Below are 17,457 nucleotides of genomic sequence, written 5' to 3' on the forward strand. Positions count from 1 at the left end.
ACTGCGACCCCCGCCGCACCGCCGCAACGACCGATTAAGCGCCGTAACGTTACACTCCGGTTTCCCCCAACTAGGACCCTCTTCCATGTCGCTTCCCGCATTCAAGGCCTACGACATCCGCGGCCGCGTACCCGACGAACTGAACGAGGACCTGGCCCGCAGGATCGGCGTGGCGCTGGCGGGGCAATTGGGCAGCGGCCCGGTGGTGATCGGCCACGACGTGCGCCTGGCCAGCCAGGGGCTGCAGGACGCGCTGTCGGCCGGCCTGCGCGCCAGCGGCCGCGAGGTCATCGACATCGGCCTGTGCGGCACCGAGGAAGTGTATTTCCAGACCGACCACCTGCAGGCCGCCGGCGGCGTGATGGTCACCGCCAGCCACAACCCGATGGACTACAACGGCATGAAGCTGGTGCGCGAGAACGCGCGCCCGATCAGCTCCGATACCGGCCTGTTCGCGATCCGCGACACCGTCGCCGCCGACACCGCGGCGGCCGCCGAGCCGACCGCCGCCGAGCATCACCGTCCGGACAAGAGCGCCTACATCGAGCACCTGCTGAGCTATGTCGACCGCGCCACGCTCAAGCCGCTGAAACTGGTGGTCAACGCCGGCAACGGCGGCGCCGGCGCCATCGTCGACCTGCTCGCGCCGCATCTGCCGTTCGAGTTCGTGCGCGTCTTCCACGAGCCGGACGGGCACTTCCCCAACGGCATTCCCAACCCGCTGCTGCCGGAGAACCGCGCCGCCACCGCCAACGCGGTCAAGCAGCACGGCGCCGACTTCGGCATCGCCTGGGACGGCGACTTCGACCGTTGCTTCTTCTTCGATGCCGACGGCCGCTTCATCGAGGGCTACTACCTGGTGGGCCTGCTGGCGCAGGCGATCCTGGCCAAGCAGCCGGGCGGCAAGGTCGTGCACGACCCGCGCCTGACCTGGAACACCATCGAACAGGTCGAAGAAGCCGGCGGCATCCCGGTGCTGTGCAAGAGCGGCCATGCCTTCATCAAGGAGAAGATGCGCAGCGAAAACGCCGTATATGGCGGCGAAATGAGCGCCCACCATTACTTCCGCGAATTCGCCTACGCCGACTCGGGGATGATCCCGTGGCTGCTGATCGCCGAACTGGTGTCGCAGTCCGGCCGCTCGCTGGCCGATCTGGTCGAGGCGCGCATGCAGAAGTTCCCGTGCAGCGGCGAGATCAACTTCAAGGTAGCCGACGCCAAGGCCGCCGTGGCGCGGGTGATGGAGCACTTCGCCTCGCATGCGCCGACGCTGGACTACACCGACGGCGTCAGCGCCGAATTCGCCGACTGGCGTTTCAACCTGCGCAGTTCCAACACCGAACCGCTGCTGCGCCTGAACGTGGAAACCCGCGGCGACGCGGCGCTGCTGGAGCAGCGCACCCAGGAGATCTCCGAGCTGCTGCGCGGCTGATCCCACCACCCTCCCCCTAGACGCACTATGGAGTTCCATCGCCCATGAGCGACGTCCTTCCCATCATCCTGTCCGGCGGTTCCGGCACGCGGCTGTGGCCGTTGTCGCGCGAGTCGTATCCGAAACAGTTCCTGCCGCTGGTCGGCGAGCAGAGCATGCTGCAGGCCACCTGGCAGCGCGCCGCGCCCGTGGCCGCGCACGCGCCCATCGTGGTCGCCAACGAAGAGCACCGCTTTGTCGCGGCCGAGCAGTTGCAGCAGATCGGCGTGAAGCCGCATGCGATCCTGCTCGAACCCAAGGGCCGCAACACCGCGCCGGCGATCGCGGTGGCGGCGCTGGAGGCCTCGCGCGATGGCGCCGACCCGCTGTTGCTGGTCCTGCCCTCCGACCATGTGATCGGCGACGAAGCCGCCTTCCAGGCCGCGGTGCGCGTGGCCGCCGTCGCGGCCGAGCAAGGCAAGCTGGTGACGTTCGGAATCAAGCCGACCGCACCGGAAACCGGCTACGGCTACATCAAGGCCGCCGCCGGCGACGGCGCGCACGCGGTCGAGCGCTTCGTCGAAAAGCCCGACCTGGCCACCGCGAAAAGCTACCTGGCCTCCGGCGAGTACTACTGGAACAGCGGCATGTTCCTGTTCCGCGCCTCGCGCTATCTGGAAGAACTGCGCAAGTTCCAGCCCGCCATCGCCGATGCCTGCACCAAGGCCTGGCAATCGGCCAAGCGCGATGCCGACTTCACCCGTCTGGACAAGGAGGCCTTCGCCGCCAGCCCCTCCGATTCCATCGACTACGCGGTGATGGAGAAGACCGCCGACGCGGTGGTGGTGCCGCTGGACGCGAAGTGGAGCGATGTCGGCTCGTGGTCGGCGCTGCTGGATGTGTCGCCGCAGGACACCAACGGCAACGCCCACCACGGCGACGTGATCGAGATCGATTGCCGCAACACCTACGCCTACGGCTCGCGCCTGATCGCGATGGTGGGCCTGCAGGACGTGGTGGTGGTGGAGACCGACGACGCGGTACTGGTCGGCCATCGCGAACGCATCCAGGAAGTGAAGGACATCGTCGGCAGGATCAAGGCCGATGGGCGTTCCGAAGCCACCTGGCACCGCAAGGTGTACCGCCCGTGGGGCGCCTACGATTCGATCGACAACGGCCAGCGCTTCCAGGTCAAGCGCATCACGGTCAAGCCCGGCGCCACGCTGAGCCTGCAGATGCATCACCACCGCGCCGAGCACTGGATCGTGGTCAGCGGCACCGCCGAGGTCACCCGTGGCGACGAGGTGCTGCTGCTCACCGAGAACCAGAGCACCTACATCCCGCTCGGGGTGACGCATCGTTTGAAGAACCCCGGCAAGCTGCCGTTGGAGCTGATCGAAGTGCAGTCGGGCAGCTACCTGGGCGAAGACGACATCGTGCGCTTCGAGGACACCTACGGGCGCACCTGAGTTCGGCGCACGCCGCAAACGCAAAGAGCCGGGCATTGCCCGGCTCTTTGTTCTTCGGCTGCGTGGTTTACCGTGTGCGGCGGTCAGGCGGCCGACGCTGCCGCGGCGAGTTCGCCGATGACCTGGCGCAGACCATCGCGCCACTGTGGCAGTTCCAGCGCGAAATCGCGCTGCAGGCGCGACACGTCCAGGCGCGAATATGCCGGACGCTTGGCCGGGGTCGGATACTCGGCGGTGGTGATCGGCAGCACCCGCGGCGCACGCGTCAACAAGCCCGCGGCCACCGCCTCGGCAAAGATCGCCTCGGCGAAGCCGTGCCAGGTGGTCTCGCCGGTCGCGGTCAGATGCCAGGTCCCGGACGGCAACGTCGCGCGCTGCGCCAGCACCCGCGCGGTGACATCGGCGATCAGCGCCGCCGGCGTCGGCGTGCCGACCTGGTCGGCGACCACCTTGAGTTCGTCGCGGTCGGCGCCGACCCGCAACATGGTGCGCAGGAAATTGTGCCCGTGCGCTGCGTACACCCAGGCGGTACGGAAGATCAGGTGCTGCGCACCGGAGGCGCGGATCGCCTCCTCGCCGGCCAGCTTGGTGGCGCCGTACACGCCCAGCGGCGCGGTGGGCGCATCTTCGGGATAGGGCTGCGTGCCCTGCCCGTCGAACACGTAATCGGTGGAGTAATGCACCAGCGGCACGCCGTGCGCCGCGCACCAGGCGGCGATCGCCGCCGGCGACTCGGCATTGGCGCGGTGCGCCGCTTCGGCGTCCTGCTCGGCACGATCGACCGCGGTGTAGGCCGCGGCGTTGACCACCGCCGCCGGCCGCAGCCGGTCCAGCAGTTCGCCCAGGGTCTGCGGCTGGTCGAAATCGGCGCGCTCGCAGGCGCTGCCGTCGGGCAACTGTCCGCTGCGCGTGGTCGCGACCACCGGCCCCTGCCCGGCCAACGCCCGCAGCAGTTCCTGCCCGACCTGGCCGTTGCCGCCGAAGACCAGCACGCTCATGGCTGGTAGACCGGCAGGCGCTCGACCGGGATGTCGGCCAGGAACGGCGCAACCGCGTCCTTGCCCGACAGCACCGGCTCGGAGATCGGCCAGTCCACGCCGATCGCGGCATCGTCCCAGCGCACGCCGGCGTCGGCTTCCTTGACGTACACGTCGGTGCACAGATAGCTGAACACCGCGCGCTCCGACAGCACGGCAAACCCGTGCGCGAAGCCTTCCGGAATCCAGAACTGCTTCTTGTTCTCCGCGCTCAGCACCACTGCGGCCCAGCAGCCGAAGTGCGGCGAGCCGTGGCGGATGTCGACGGCGACGTCGTACACCTCGCCCTCCAGCACGCTGACCAGCTTGCCCTGCGGCCGCGGCCACTGGTAATGCAGGCCACGCAGCACGCCCTTGGCCGAGGTGGAGACATTGCTCTGCACGAACTTGGTCGGCAAGCCATGCTCACCGAAGCGCTCGGCGTTCCAGGTCTCGAAGAAATAGCCACGCGCGTCGCCGAACACTGCCGGCTCGATCACCACGCAGCCAGGCAGATTGGTTTCAATCACTTTCACGGAACGGATCCTCGTACAGCCAGTTCATGCAGGTAGGTGCCATAAGCGTTCTTACGCAAGGGAGCGGCAAGTTTCTCCAGTTGCACCGCATCGATCCATCCATTCCCGAATGCGATCTCTTCCGGGCAGCAGACCTGTAGGCCCTGCCGCGACTGGATGGTCTCGATGAAATTACACGCTTCGTGCAGCGACTGGTGGGTGCCGGTATCCAGCCATGCATAGCCGCGGCCCAGCGCTTCCAGATGCAGTTCGCCGGCTTCCAGGTAACGGCGATTGAGATCGGTGATCTCCAGTTCGCCGCGCGGCGAGGGCTTCAATTCCGCGGCATGGTCGCTGGCCCGGCCATCGTAGAAATACAGGCCGGTGACGGCGTAGTGGGAGCGCGGCTTGGCCGGCTTTTCCTCAATGTCGATGACCTTGCCGGACGCATCGAACTCGGCCACGCCGTAGCGCTCGGGGTCGTTGACCCAGTAGCCGAACACGGTGGCGCCCTGTTGCCGCGCATTGGCACGCTGCAGGGTCTCGGTCAGACCATGGCCGTGGAAGATGTTGTCGCCCAGCACCAGGCAGCTCGGCTTGCCGGCGACGAAGTCGCGGCCGATCAGGTAGGCCTGGGCGAGCCCGTCCGGGCTCGGCTGCACCGCGTACTGGATGTCCATGCCCCACTGCGCGCCATCGCCCAGCAGCGCCTGGAACAGCGCCTGCTCGTGCGGGGTATTGATGATCAGCACCTCGCGGATGCCGGCCAGCATCAGCACGCTGAGCGGGTAGTAGATCATCGGCTTGTCGTACACCGGTAGCAGTTGCTTGCTGACGCCCTTGGTGATCGGGTACAGCCGCGTGCCGGAGCCGCCAGCGAGGATGATGCCCTTGCGTTGTGTCATGAGGTATTTCCTGGTGAAGTCCGCACGCGCATGGGCGGATTCTTGCGAGGGACTGGCGTTATGCCGCGGTGCCGATGCGTTCCAGCCGATAGCTGCCGTCGAGCACGCCCTGCACCCAGTCCTGATGGTTCAGGTACCAGTCCACAGTGAGCGCGATGCCCTGTTCGAAGGTGTACTGCGGCTCCCAGCCCAGTTCGTTCTTCAGCTTGGACGCATCGATGGCGTAGCGGCGGTCGTGGCCGGGCCTATCGGCGACGTAGGTGATCTGGCTGGCGCGCGGCTTGCCGTCCTCGCGCGGACGCCGCGCGTCCAGCAGCGCGCAGATCGCCTGCACCACCTCGATGTTCTGCTTCTCCGAATTGCCGCCGACGTTGTAGGTCTCGCCGACCTTGCCCTTGGCCAGCACGGTACGGATCGCCTCGCAGTGGTCGCCGACGAACAGCCAGTCGCGCACCTGCTTGCCATCGCCGTACACCGGCAGCGGCTCGCCGGCCAGCGCCTTGGCGATCACCAGCGGGATGAGCTTTTCGGGGAAGTGGTACGGGCCGTAGTTGTTGGAGCAGTTGGTGGTCAGGACCGGCAGGCCGTAGGTATGGTGGAACGCGCGCACCAGGTGGTCGGACGCGGCCTTGGACGCCGAGTACGGCGAGTTCGGCGCATACGGCGTGGTTTCGCTGAACTTGCCGGTCTCGCCGAGCGTGCCGTAGACCTCGTCGGTGGACACGTGCAGGAAGCGGAACGCGTCGCGGCGGTCCTCCGGCAGCGCCTTCCAGTGATCGCGCACCGACTCCAGCAGACCGAGGGTGCCGACCACGTTGGTCTGGATGAAGGCACCGGGCCCGTCGATCGAGCGATCCACGTGGCTTTCGGCGGCGAAATTGACCACAGCGTCGGGCTGGTGCTCGGCGAGCAGGCGGCCCACCAGCTCGCGGTCGCCGATATCCCCGTGCACGAATACATGGTCCGGGTTGCCGTCCAGCGACGCCAGCGTGTTCAGGTTCCCGGCATAGGTCAACGCGTCCAGGTTGATCACTCGGATGCCGCGCGCCACCGCCTCAAGCACGAAATTACCGCCGATGAAACCGGCACCGCCGGTTACGAGCCAAGTCGCCACTGTGTGTCTCTCCTGATTCGGCGCCGTCGGCGCCTGATATTCTAACCGCACAGGATATACGCTTTGTATGAACCGGTCGTGGTCGCCGCAGGCGGCGACCACGACCTGACGGAAGCCCCTCCATACGCCCTCGCATGGTCCCCCGCGCCCGGTTAGAATCCTCCGACTGCCCCGTGCCAGCCGCCGCGGCCGGGCCTTCCCGCACTGCTGAAGGATCTCGTACACGATGAAAATCCTCGTCGCCTACAAGCGCGTGGTGGACTACAACGTCCGCATCCAGGTCAAGCCGGACGGCTCCGGCGTGATCACTGAGGGCGTCAAGCTCTCCGCCAACCCATTCGACGAAATCGCCCTGGAAGAGGCGCTGCGCCTGCGCGACGCCGGCATCGCCAGCGAGGTGGTGGTGGCCACCATCGCCCCGGCCGACGCCGCCGCGCACCTGCGCAACGGCCTGGCGATGGGCGCCAACCGCGCCATCCACGTGGTCGCCGACGCGGCGATCCAGCCGCTGACCGCCGCGCGCACCCTGCTGAAGCTGGTCGAGCAGGAGCAGCCGGACCTGGTGATCCTGGGCAAGCAGGCGATCGACGACGACGCCAACCAGACCGGGCAGATGCTGGCCACGCTGTGGGGCCGTCCGCAGGCGACCTTCGCCGGCAAGCTGGTGGTGGCCGACGGCAAGGCCACGGTGAGCCGCGAGGTCGACGCCGGCCTGGAGACCCTGGAAGTGGATCTGCCGGCGGTGGTCACCACCGACCTGCGCCTGAACGAGCCGCGCTTCATCAAGCTGCCGGACATCATGAAGGCCAAGAGCAAGCCGCTGCAGACGCTGGCCTTCGCCGACCTGGGCGTGGAGGCCAACGACAGCCTCACCACCACCCACTACGCCCCGCCGGCCAAGCGCAACCGCGGCGTGATGGTCAAGGATGCCGCCGAACTGGTGGCCGCACTCAAGCAGAAGGGGCTTTTGTGATCGTCCCTGATCAAGAGCCCGGCCATCCATGGCCGGACTTCTCAATGCCGAAGCTCGCATCTTCCAGCGCCCCCACGTTTGAAAGGACACTGTGATGTCTAAAATCCTCGTCGTCGCCGAACATCTCAACGGGCAGCTCAACGCCGCCACCGCCAAGTGCGTCAGCGCCGCGCAGGCGCTTTCAGCCGAGGCCATCGACATCGTGGTGCTGGCGTCCGATCCGGCCGCGGTGGCCGCCCAGGCCGCGCAGATCGCCGGCGTCGCCCGTGTCCTCACCGTCGCCAATCCTGCCAACGAACACGCCATCGCGCAGGTGCTGGGCCCGCAGATCGCTGCGCTGGCGGCGGGCTACACCCACGTGTTCGGCCCCTCCACCACGTTCGGCAAGGACCTGATGCCGGTGGTGGCCGCCCTGCTCGGCGTCAACCAGATCTCCGACCTGATGGCGGTGGACGGCGACTACGCGTTCAAGCGCCCGATCTACGCCGGCAACGCCATCATCAGCGTGCAGGCGCCGGCCGACCAGATCGTGGTCGCCACCGTGCGCAGCGCCTCCTGGCCGGAAGCGGCGCAGGGCGGCAGCGCGGCGGTCGAAGCGGCCAGCGTGGACGCGGCGCTGCCGAGCCACACCCGCTTCGTCGGTCTCGCCGCCGGCAAGTCCGATCGCCCCGACCTGCAGAGCGCCAAGCGCGTGGTCTCCGGCGGCCGCGGCGTCGGCTCGGCGGAGAACTTTCAGATTATCTACCAACTCGCGGACAAACTCGGCGCCGCGGTCGGCGCCTCGCGCGCGGCGGTCGACGCAGGGTACGTGCCCAATGAGCTGCAGGTCGGCCAGACCGGCAAGATCATCGCGCCGGAGTTGTACGTGGCAGTCGGCATTTCCGGCGCCATCCAGCACCTGACCGGCATCAAGGACGCTGGCACCATCGTCGCGATCAACAAGGACCCGGAATCGCCGATCTTCGAGATCGCCGATATCGGCCTCGTCGGCGACCTGTTCACTGTGTTGCCGGAACTGGAAAAACTGACGTAGGCCTTCTGCGCCCGCTTTAACAAAGCGGGCGCTATCCATTGCGTAGCAAGGCGCCGATTCCCAAACCAAATGCGCGATGAACACTTACTAACGAGTTGGGTGCCCGCCAATGTGTTTCACTACTCTACGGCGAGCACACCAGCCACTACCACAGTAGACTAATGGGTCGCCCATACACAGCTTGATGATGGAACCCTACTCCGGCTCCCCGAGCTACCTAGTTCAAAGTCTTCTTGCGAATCGCAAGCTTACCGTCGCACTGACTGCGCGAGAGATTTCAGCACGATATAGAGGCTCTCTTCTCGGCCTTACTTGGACATTGGTCCAACCGATATTCATGCTTGCAATCTACACATTCGTTTTCAGCGAAGTTTTTAAAGCAAGATGGCCAGGTGGTAGCGGAACCCGGACAGAGTTTGCGCTAGTCTTATTCAGCGGACTATTAGTTTTCAACTTCTTCTCTGATGTATTTAACAGGGCGCCGCAACTCGTCATAAGCAATTCAAACTATGTCAAAAAGGTAGTTTTTCCTCTTGAAATCCTGCCCGTTGTTAGCATGCTAACCTCGCTATTTAGCCTGACTATCAATCTCGCAGTATGGCTAGTATTTTATATAATTTCCTACGGCCCCCCCCCAATGACGGCGCTATTATTACCCATGGTCATATTACCAGCCCTGCTATTCATGACGGGATTGGGGTGGCTCTTATCAGCACTTGGCGTATTCCTGCGAGATACCACTCAGATCACTGCAATCATTACCACTGCGGTAATGTTCTTGACCCCAATTTTTTACCCTATCGACGCCATACCTGCATCGCTACGCCCATTTCTTAATGTAAACCCTTTGGCGCCGGTCATTGCCCAGATGCGCGACGTTCTCATCTGGGGCCATGCATTAGATCCCATTGAATATATGCTTTGCTTGACAATATCACTTCTGGTCTTCGTTGCCGGATTTGCATTCTTCCAGAAGACAAGAAAGGGATTTTCAGATGTACTCTGACGTAGCAATCCAAGTGAAAGATCTTGGCAAGTGCTTCAATGTCTACGACAAGCCGATTCATCGCCTGAAGCAGATGTTTTGGCGCAATCACCGACGATACTACCGGGAATTCTGGGCACTCCGCAGGGTGAACTTCTCGATCAAACGCGGCGAGACGGTCGGCATCATCGGACGTAATGGTTCTGGAAAATCAACACTCCTTCAAATGATTTGTGGAACTTTAACGCCAACCGAAGGAGATATTGCAGTAAATGGTCGCATTGCAGCTTTGCTAGAGCTTGGGGCAGGCTTTAATCCGGAATTTTCAGGCCGGGAAAATGTTTATCTTGCTGCCTCGCTATATGGATTAGAAAAAGAAACTATCACTACCCGACTGAATTCTATAGCCGCATTCGCTGACATCGGCGAATTTATTGAGCAGCCCGTCAAATCGTACTCAAGCGGAATGTATGTCCGCCTTGCATTTGCAGTGATTGCCCATGTCGATGCTGACATACTCGTGATCGACGAAGCTCTCAGCGTTGGAGATGCATTCTTTCAGCAAAAGTGCATGCGCTTTCTTTCCAACTTCCAAAGAGAAGGCGGCACGCTGCTATTCGTCAGTCATGACATGGGAGCCGTAAATGCATTGTGTAAATCAGCCGTTCTCCTACGCCGTAATAAGTCCGAGTATAGCTGCGATACGGGAAGTGCAAAAGACATCTCTGCACTTTATCTCAGAGATTTGTACACTGATCGCACGACCTCGACAGTAATAAATAGCTCTTCATCGAAGGAAGGCGCTTACGACAGCAAAAACATTGAGCCCACTCGTTTCCATGTCAGTCCATTTCGCGCGGAGGCTGATGGTTTCGGTGCCGGCGGCGCCTCTATTGAATCAGTAGTTATCAGTGACATCCAAGGCGCGTCACTTGCGGAATTCGACTCCTTAACGGACGTCCGCCTAGTTATTACATGTCGAACCAGAAAGCCATTGATGTATCCGGCGATTGGATTCATGCTCAAAGACCGGAAAGGGCAATATATTCTAGCGGAAAGCTCAGACAGCTATCTTAGGGAAGACGCAATAAGCGTAGAGGAGAATTCGCTTATCTCCGCAACATTTCAAATGCGACTTCCCCGTCTTGTACGCGGAGAGTACAGTATCGATGTCGCTTTAGCAGAAGGCCCCGGAGAAGATCATATTCAGCACCACTGGCTACACGATGTGGTTTTACTGACTGCAATAAATACGCAGTTAGTGCATGGGATATCTGGCGCACAGCCGCTATCCGTATCGTTTCACTCTAGGCGAGATGAGTGACTATGAAAAATCCCTAATCTAAATCATCAATTTCCGCCACCGCAATAGGGCTGCCCTACCCCGTAGCCACCATACGGGGGAAGGATTACAATACCCTCAAACGTCGGAGTTTACTCCTATCGGGGATAACGACTAGACAACATCTCCAGCTTTGCCAGACTTATCATATTTCCCGCAAACGCTACCCGCATAGCTATCTACACGCAAGTAAAATCCTGCTCTTTTCCAACGAAAAAGAGTAGGATTTTTTCTTAAGAGTGCCTAAAAGCGTACCAGGCCACCATCAGACTGATTTAGACGCTTTTGGCTTTAATTTCAGGGCTGGCTGCTCTATAAAATGCCACGAAATCCAAGCCAGCGCAGAAGTAATAGACAGCGCGAGGATCAGGCTGCCCGAAAAAGAAATACTTTTACCCAAAGCCCATATTAAGGTCTGCTGGACCGGAAAAGCATAAATATATATTCCGTAGGACATATCTCCAAAACGACCGAACCGCCTAACCACGGGAAATGATGCATTACCCATCACCACAAAAGTGAACGGGGTTAGCAGAAAGGCGGCTATCAATTGGTGATTGTATTTTATCAAAAAAAGTGAACAGATTAAGATAATAAGAAAAGTAACCAGAGCGCGCCCCCAATTCAACCAAATCCCTCGGAAGTAATGCAAAAGCGCTCCAGAGAAGAAAAAGGTAGCAAATTCGATTTCATGGATTCTTCCACCCCCAGCTTTAAAGACAGCCTCAGCGTCATGATAGACGTAATAATAAAAAGCTAACGCCGTTGTAAGGAGCAAAAGCAGCCAGCGGAAGCGCAACACCCCAATTAGCCCCAATAGAGCGAGATAGCCATAGCAGTGAACTTCAATTGGAATGGTCCAAAGCACTCCGTTTGGGATGTAAGGCACTGGGCTATTGGGAAAAACTCCTTGTAGAAATGGCTGAACTTGAAAAAGAAGAGTAGCAAAATACTTCCAAGTTAAATCATTGGAAAAATATTCTCTGAGCGGCAGCGTCGTAACGATTGGCCCCAATATTAGGGCGCATAATACCAACGCACACAGCATACCCGGCCAAATTCGCAACAAACGGCGAGAAGCGAAGCGCAGCAAATTGGGATCGCGCTCCCAACTCTGCGCAACCAAAAAGCCGCTAATTGAGAAGAAAATAAAGACGCCATAGCCACCTAGCGTCTGAAACTGAAGCACCAATGGCTCTGGCAATCCAGATAAAGCAAAATGGTGGCTAACTAATACACAAAGTGCAGCAAAAATACGCACAAAATCAAAATTGTTAGTGCGATGCGTCAGCTCAGCTCGGATCATGGCTCATACCCGCTCTGGATAGTTGCTTGTTCGACTCACAGCAACGCTGCTGAACTCGGATTTTAGGGCACTTGCAAACGCGCCTGAATCAAAAAGATTCAAAGCATTAGGCTCTTTGTCAAAAAATTTCCGGATTCCTTGTCCGATATCTTTACGACTCAACTTTAGATCGAGCCGAAAGCCCCTGAACACCGCCTGCACGCTATCGTTAGCGCCATCAGGGGAAAGAAGAATGTTGACCTCATCCTCGCTTTTGCGATCACGAGCAATCCAACCAACATCAATTGAGTATCCGAATTGCCGCCCAGCGCTCCGTATTATTTGAGAAATTGCATCATCGTGCGCACGAGCAAGAACCCCAGAATGCACAAAGGCTCCCACTTGATTACGAAACTGCGGGTATCTCAAGTCGATAATCGCCTCATTCGCAGGAACAGTGGTTGAGTCCGACGATACCAAGCCCGCATCAAGATTAGAACCGCGCCCATGATGAAAAACAAAAGTTCCTGGCGCCAGAGCAATGCGATAACCAGCAGCAAGACTGCGCAGACTCCAGTCGGTTTCTTCGCAGTAACCGCGACCGAAACAAGGGTCCATAATGCCGACTTTACGTATCACCTCGGTGGGGATAAGGATACAGAAAGAAATGCCCGCCGGGATGTCCATAACAGCGTCGCCAAAATGGCCTGCAAGGCTTGCGTGAATCCAGTCAACCACTCCTTGATCATGGAGAAACAGATTGGGATCTTGGTTGGGCAACGAATAGAGCGAAACATTGTTGGACCAAGCGGTCACCGAACCGACATTCTTTTGACGCGACGCCTGCAGCATCTGGCCCATAAGCTCGCGCGGATAGAGCACATCCGAGTTGCTAATAACCACGTAATCGTAGCCGTGCTTGACAGCAGTCAGCATACCAAGGTTGACGTTACGCGGAATACCTAGATTGCGTGGAGTTCGATAGTAAATCGCGCCTCGAAGATCACAGAACGCTGAAAGTTCTTCGCTCCAACCCGGCTCTGGACTAGCGTCATCAAGAACTAATACATCGATTTCAGCATCATGTTGGTCCAATCGCAATGCACTTTCGATAGCGGCGGGAACAAAAGCTCGACCGTTATAGACGGTAATGCAATGTAGAATTCGTGGCCGACTCATTATAGACACCGCCGCAATTTGTGACTAAAAATTGCCGCAAACCTCACTAGACGCGAGGAACGAATCTGCGCATATCGATTATGCACATCTTCATAGTCTCCAAAATTAACTGTTGACTGCGGGATAGAAATTCCACCGATTCGCAATCTTTCCAACTCAGAGCGAGTCTGAATAAGCTCACGACTCATTGAAGTCAAGCGTGAAGTTAGATCCATTACCCGAGCATTAGCGACCTCAAAATCTATCAGCGCCTGCTCCAAGGAAATTTTATCGATATCAGTAGAGTTCATGTTTCAACCTATTAATGTATTAAGCGCGCGGGGGAGCCGCGAGCGTCTGGCGGTATGCTAAAGTTAGATCAGCAGCAGTCGTAGCCCACACCAAATGGTTTCCGCTAGCAAGAACATGCTTAACATTCTTTGCGGCTTGGTCAGGCTCTTGTAATAGCTGATGACAATAATCTGCCATATGCAGTGGATCCCAATCTTGAGGCAATTCCGGCGAGTCAATCAACTCTTTGAGCGGACCAAAACTCACGTGGGCGGTAGGCGTCCCCATCGACGCAGCTTCAAAAGGAACCAGTCCAAAGCCCTCCGCGGAAGTAGGATATAGCACGATGCTCGCATGACGCAGCAGCCAATTCCTGACGGCACTGCTGACGTCAGGCAGCACCACCAAATAGTCCTCGTCCGCGTCCCTTCTTGCGATCGCCTCTTCCTGCCTAGATGCTCCCTTGGCAACGACAGCACCAGCCATGACTAAAGCAATGTTGTGCCCACGTCGACGCAGCTCTTTCCAGGTGCGTATAGCTAAATCGCGATTCTTGTGACTATAACTTGCCCCTAGCACAAGCAAAAATTGCGCTGCAACAAGACCCTTTTCGACTAAGGCTCTGGGCATTTGCTCCACATCGCCAGCAACCAAGTGGTCACCGCCATTCTTGACTACATGAATGCGTTGCAACTCTACAGCCAGCCGCTCATCCAGAATAGATTCACGGGTATCGTCAGAGATTGCGACAATGGCATCAGAAAAGCGTGCAGCAGCTTCAATATTGTTTCGATACTCCAGCCACCGATGCCCACTCTCATGATAACTACCAACACGGTAGGCGATAAGATCTTGAAGGGTAATTACGATACGTTTGGACAGCTCTCGCCAGCGGCCCCAGGGAATCGACCGGTCTGGTTGAAAGGGACGATGCAGGATATCGACTTGCTCCGCCCCCTTGAACATCAGATCGCTAGCATCGCAAATGGCAAGTTTGGACTGCAAGAGCAAGTCGCGCGCATATCCCGGCAACATCGCATTGGGCGTGGCGAGTACAACTCGACTTACATCATCGCGTTTAAGCAAAGAGCGTACAAGCGCCAAAGTCTGCACCTGCGTTCCCATCTCCATCGGCCCCAAGCAAGAACCATCTATGAGAACGCGCAGACCTTGAACCTTGCTACGCGCAACGTCGAGCGCAATACCTAATGCGCTCGTCTGTGAAGATCTAATATGATCGTGCAAAGCGGGGAAACAGCTATCACGTACATGCAGACGTTGCCGTGCTCGATGCTCGTCACTTGCCTCGATGGGCGCTCCGTTACTGGTCCATTGCCCTGTCACATACGACCCCGCATCCAAGACGTGTCTAAAGCCCCTGCGCCCGGTTCGCAACGCGAACTCGGCGAGAGCCTCAGAGGGATTGGAATCACTATCAGGATCAAATCCACCAACGGCCTTTATCACTCTCGCATTGACCAACACTACCGGCCCCATCGGGACCTGCAGCGAAACTGGGCCACTGTCTGGTTGCACATCGCGAAGCATCTCACACACTTCGGACTCATCCAAACTTGGAATTCCGTGTGGTGTAGGTGAATTACGGTATGGGAAACTCAGGGCACCGGCGGCATTCGAAAGAAACGATACAGTAGCAATCCGCTGATCTCTTCTTATCCACTCCAACGCACGATCCAGGAGCTCGGCAGGCACAACCGCAGGCGATACGGCCACCACAAGAGCTTCAAGCGAAGACTCTTTACTCATGATGTCAGCGACTGCAGCTGACAATGTCCATGCCGAATTTAATCGCGCTTCGCTACCAGCAAAATCCCGTCCCGCACTGACATTATCCCAAGCCACGATCTCACAACTAGCGCTACCCTGCAGATTCAACAAAGACCGCACTGAATCTAGCCAGTCACGAGTTGCGTTAGTGATGACTGCTAATGAAACTACTTTGTCTTTCGCTATATTCAAATTATCGCCAGGCGAACTCATGCATAACCTCGCGCAATTAGCCACTCACCGACACGGCGTGCACCTTCCTCAAAGCTAATACGAGCCCGCACATCTAGAGCCTTTTCGAGTGGCGCCGCATCTGCGACAGCCCAACGCACATCGCCATCGCGGAACTTCCCGCTAACCTGAGGTTCTGGGGCATTATGCATGGCTGCGATCGCTTTAGCCGCGTCGGCAATGGTTGTTACAACGCCGCTGCCAACATCAAGTGTACGGATATTGGATGGCGGCCTACGCAGACCAGCAACAAGCGCACTAACAACGTCATCAATAAAAACGAAATCACGGCCGATATTGCCGTCTTCATAGATATCCAGACGCTGCAACTTTCGAGCTAACCTGTGGAAAAGTGTGATGATACCGGTATAGGCATTAAATGGCGACTGGCCTGGACCGTAAACGTTTTGCAAGCGAAAAATGGAGAGAGGAACCTGCATGGCGCCACACCAAGCCGAAAGGACATGCTCTTGCGCAAGCTTAGTACCGCCGTACACGCTAGTCGGGTTAGCAAACACAATGTCTGCGCGATGCGAAATAGGCGAGACAGGACCAGTGTCAGAAGGGGAAACGGGGTCCCATTGAGAACGCGCCAACACCTCATGCGAACGAGCAGGCGGATAGAAAGTTCGGCCATTTCCGTCGCGCCAGGCCCCCTCACCATAAACAGCTCGGCTAGAAGCCAGCAGAACATGTTCAGGCACCACGCCGCGAGCAGAAAAAGCGTCCAGCATCACGGTGGTTCCAACTACATTCACATGCGCGTGTCGGGTCGCTTCAACTAACGATTGGCCAGTACCAGTTTCTGCAGCAAGATGCACAACAATTGCAGGTTGCCAGTTTTGGAGAACTTGGCTCCAAGTGTCTGGTTCGGTGATGTCTCCAACTAAAAGATGCACGGATTCATCAAGTGCCTCGGGACGGCTTGGCTCTACATGAATCTGGGGGTGTAGATTATCGACTGCAACTACCGGCAAACCGAACTCTCGAAGTTGACTAGAAATCGCGCACCCAATGAATCCCGCACCGCCGGTGACAATTACTGCTTTTTGCATCTTCAGATTCCCATATTAAATTCATCGCACTCAAGTGCGAACTAGCAGCAGATTTGCCTGTGCCATTGGACCAGCCGAACTGCAATAACGGAGTATTTCCGTATTACTTTCCTCACTTAACTGACCATCTCGAATGAGCAGAACTCGCATACCCAAAGAACGATAGACATCGAGCACCACTTCTGGATCAAAATGATCAGCAATGGCTAGATCCGGACTAAACTCCACAACAATGCGAATACTGGGAGACCTGCGAATGACACCCACCATCCCACGTATGACATCCAACTCTGCGCCCTGCACATCGATCTTCACGACACTTGCAACAAGGTCGGGGTACAGCTCATCCAGACTTACTAGAGGCGCGACGGTATTTGCAACATCCTCCTCCACACCTCGCGTGTCCCCTAGATTGTTCGTGGCTGTCTCTAGTGCAACGGTCCCACGCTTGGAACCAAGCGCACATGAATGCAGCTGAATTCGCGAGCCGTATTTCCATGTATTCAGCGCAAGGACGTCATAAATGAGAGGATGCGGCTCAAATGCAAAAGTCCGTAAATCATGAAACCGCTCAGATAGCAGACACGAAAAGTAACCGACGTTTGCACCGATATCGACAAAGACACCCTGCTCCTGACTGGCGCAGCAATCAAACAAAACCTTGGCGACGTCAATGTCCCAGCGCCCACTATTACGGGCATATTCTCGCATTACCTTGTCTGCCAAGGGAAACCAGAGCTCCCCTGCATCAGTTGCAACGCGCTCAAGTGGCCAGCCATTGACGCCTCGCGGCACCATGCAAACACTGGCTTTTGTATTTAAAGAGGTATATTGCACTGATTGCTCCTAGTAGCGATCACAAAGCGCTGTCTAACAGCATAGAAAG

The 17,457-nt window shown here is 58.2% G+C and carries 15 protein-coding genes; 6 read left to right on the forward strand and 9 right to left on the reverse strand.

The annotated features are described in order from the left end of the window. Positions 1 to 85: 85 nt before the first annotated feature. On the forward strand, positions 86 to 1,432 hold the full coding sequence (locus SLW56_RS09695; RefSeq protein ID WP_320694771.1) for a phosphomannomutase: 1,347 nt from the start codon (positions 86 to 88) through the stop codon (positions 1,430 to 1,432). 44 nt (positions 1,433 to 1,476) lie between these two features. After that, a complete protein-coding gene (locus tag SLW56_RS09700) occupies positions 1,477 to 2,880 on the forward strand; it encodes a mannose-1-phosphate guanylyltransferase/mannose-6-phosphate isomerase (RefSeq protein WP_267085168.1) in 1,404 nt (467 codons plus the stop codon). 83 nt (positions 2,881 to 2,963) lie between these two features. Here SLW56_RS09700 and rfbD read toward each other — a convergent pair whose 3' ends face one another. From rfbD to rfbB, 4 genes are read right to left on the reverse strand one after another with little or no spacing between them, the layout of a single operon-like run. After that, the gene (rfbD, locus tag SLW56_RS09705; protein WP_267085169.1) at positions 2,964 to 3,878 is read right to left on the reverse strand and encodes a dTDP-4-dehydrorhamnose reductase; all 915 of its coding nucleotides are present in this window, start codon (positions 3,876 to 3,878) and stop codon (positions 2,964 to 2,966) included. After that, entirely contained in the window at positions 3,875 to 4,432 is a 558-nt protein-coding gene (rfbC, locus tag SLW56_RS09710) for a dTDP-4-dehydrorhamnose 3,5-epimerase (RefSeq protein ID WP_267085170.1), read from the reverse strand. The genes rfbD and rfbC overlap by 4 nt, the downstream gene beginning before the upstream one ends. Next, a complete protein-coding gene (gene rfbA / locus SLW56_RS09715) occupies positions 4,429 to 5,316 on the reverse strand; it encodes a glucose-1-phosphate thymidylyltransferase RfbA (RefSeq protein WP_267085171.1) in 888 nt (295 codons plus the stop codon). Before rfbA ends, rfbC begins: the two co-directional genes overlap by 4 nt. Before the next feature lie 58 nt (positions 5,317 to 5,374). Beyond that, a complete protein-coding gene (gene rfbB / locus SLW56_RS09720) occupies positions 5,375 to 6,430 on the reverse strand; it encodes a dTDP-glucose 4,6-dehydratase (protein ID WP_267085172.1) in 1,056 nt (351 codons plus the stop codon). Positions 6,431 to 6,656: 226 nt separating this feature from the next. Between rfbB and SLW56_RS09725 the strand changes: the two genes are divergently transcribed. The 4 genes from SLW56_RS09725 (at position 6,657) to SLW56_RS09740 (ending at position 10,745) form a co-directional block, all read left to right on the forward strand. Continuing rightward, positions 6,657 to 7,403, forward strand: coding sequence for an electron transfer flavoprotein subunit beta/FixA family protein (locus SLW56_RS09725; protein WP_320694772.1), 747 nt, complete (start codon positions 6,657 to 6,659; stop codon positions 7,401 to 7,403). A gap of 94 nt (positions 7,404 to 7,497) precedes the next feature. Beyond that, positions 7,498 to 8,436 (forward strand): electron transfer flavoprotein subunit alpha/FixB family protein, encoded by a 939-nt coding sequence (locus SLW56_RS09730; RefSeq protein WP_320694773.1) that lies wholly within the window; start codon positions 7,498 to 7,500, stop codon positions 8,434 to 8,436. A gap of 187 nt (positions 8,437 to 8,623) precedes the next feature. Further along, the gene (locus tag SLW56_RS09735; protein ID WP_267085175.1) at positions 8,624 to 9,442 is read left to right on the forward strand and encodes an ABC transporter permease; all 819 of its coding nucleotides are present in this window, start codon (positions 8,624 to 8,626) and stop codon (positions 9,440 to 9,442) included. Then, positions 9,432 to 10,745 (forward strand): ABC transporter ATP-binding protein, encoded by a 1,314-nt coding sequence (locus SLW56_RS09740; RefSeq protein ID WP_267085176.1) that lies wholly within the window; start codon positions 9,432 to 9,434, stop codon positions 10,743 to 10,745. Before SLW56_RS09735 ends, SLW56_RS09740 begins: the two co-directional genes overlap by 11 nt. Before the next feature lie 283 nt (positions 10,746 to 11,028). On the opposite strand, the gene SLW56_RS09745 is transcribed toward SLW56_RS09740, so the two are convergent. From SLW56_RS09745 to SLW56_RS09765, 5 genes are all read right to left on the reverse strand, one after another. Further along, a complete protein-coding gene (locus SLW56_RS09745) occupies positions 11,029 to 12,069 on the reverse strand; it encodes an acyltransferase (RefSeq protein WP_267085177.1) in 1,041 nt (346 codons plus the stop codon). Positions 12,070 to 12,072: 3 nt separating this feature from the next. Next, positions 12,073 to 13,227: a glycosyltransferase gene (locus SLW56_RS09750; RefSeq protein ID WP_267085178.1), complete on the reverse strand. Its 1,155-nt coding sequence runs from the start codon at positions 13,225 to 13,227 to the stop codon at positions 12,073 to 12,075. A 309-nt stretch (positions 13,228 to 13,536) separates the two neighbouring features. Next, positions 13,537 to 15,498, reverse strand: coding sequence for a glycosyltransferase (locus SLW56_RS09755; protein WP_267085179.1), 1,962 nt, complete (start codon positions 15,496 to 15,498; stop codon positions 13,537 to 13,539). After that, complete coding sequence (locus SLW56_RS09760) at positions 15,495 to 16,571, reverse strand: NAD-dependent epimerase/dehydratase (protein WP_267085180.1); 1,077 nt, start codon at positions 16,569 to 16,571, stop codon at positions 15,495 to 15,497. Before SLW56_RS09760 ends, SLW56_RS09755 begins: the two co-directional genes overlap by 4 nt. 30 nt (positions 16,572 to 16,601) lie before the next feature. Then, positions 16,602 to 17,408, reverse strand: coding sequence for an FkbM family methyltransferase (locus tag SLW56_RS09765; protein ID WP_267085181.1), 807 nt, complete (start codon positions 17,406 to 17,408; stop codon positions 16,602 to 16,604). Positions 17,409 to 17,457: the final 49 nt, after the last annotated feature.

The sequence above is a fragment of the Xanthomonas sp. LF07-6 genome, from assembly GCF_034105445.1.
GTDB classification, from domain to species: Bacteria; Pseudomonadota; Gammaproteobacteria; order Xanthomonadales; family Xanthomonadaceae; genus Xanthomonas_A; species Xanthomonas_A sontii.

What these genes read in the sequence shown, in the direction of transcription:
- SLW56_RS09695 (WP_320694771.1), top strand. Translation starts at nt 86, where the DNA reads ATGTCGCTTCCCGCATTCAAGGCCTACGACATCCGCGGCCGCGTACCC.
- SLW56_RS09700 (WP_267085168.1), top strand. Translation starts at nt 1,477, where the DNA reads ATGAGCGACGTCCTTCCCATCATCCTGTCCGGCGGTTCCGGCACGCGG.
- rfbD (WP_267085169.1), bottom strand. Translation starts at nt 3,878, where the DNA reads ATGAGCGTGCTGGTCTTCGGCGGCAACGGCCAGGTCGGGCAGGAACTG.
- rfbA (WP_267085171.1), bottom strand. Translation starts at nt 5,316, where the DNA reads ATGACACAACGCAAGGGCATCATCCTCGCTGGCGGCTCCGGCACGCGG.
- SLW56_RS09725 (WP_320694772.1), top strand. Translation starts at nt 6,657, where the DNA reads ATGAAAATCCTCGTCGCCTACAAGCGCGTGGTGGACTACAACGTCCGC.
- SLW56_RS09730 (WP_320694773.1), top strand. Translation starts at nt 7,498, where the DNA reads ATGTCTAAAATCCTCGTCGTCGCCGAACATCTCAACGGGCAGCTCAAC.
- SLW56_RS09735 (WP_267085175.1), top strand. Translation starts at nt 8,624, where the DNA reads ATGGAACCCTACTCCGGCTCCCCGAGCTACCTAGTTCAAAGTCTTCTT.
- SLW56_RS09740 (WP_267085176.1), top strand. Translation starts at nt 9,432, where the DNA reads ATGTACTCTGACGTAGCAATCCAAGTGAAAGATCTTGGCAAGTGCTTC.
- SLW56_RS09745 (WP_267085177.1), bottom strand. Translation starts at nt 12,069, where the DNA reads ATGATCCGAGCTGAGCTGACGCATCGCACTAACAATTTTGATTTTGTG.
- SLW56_RS09750 (WP_267085178.1), bottom strand. Translation starts at nt 13,227, where the DNA reads ATGAGTCGGCCACGAATTCTACATTGCATTACCGTCTATAACGGTCGA.
- SLW56_RS09755 (WP_267085179.1), bottom strand. Translation starts at nt 15,498, where the DNA reads ATGAGTTCGCCTGGCGATAATTTGAATATAGCGAAAGACAAAGTAGTT.
- SLW56_RS09760 (WP_267085180.1), bottom strand. Translation starts at nt 16,571, where the DNA reads ATGCAAAAAGCAGTAATTGTCACCGGCGGTGCGGGATTCATTGGGTGC.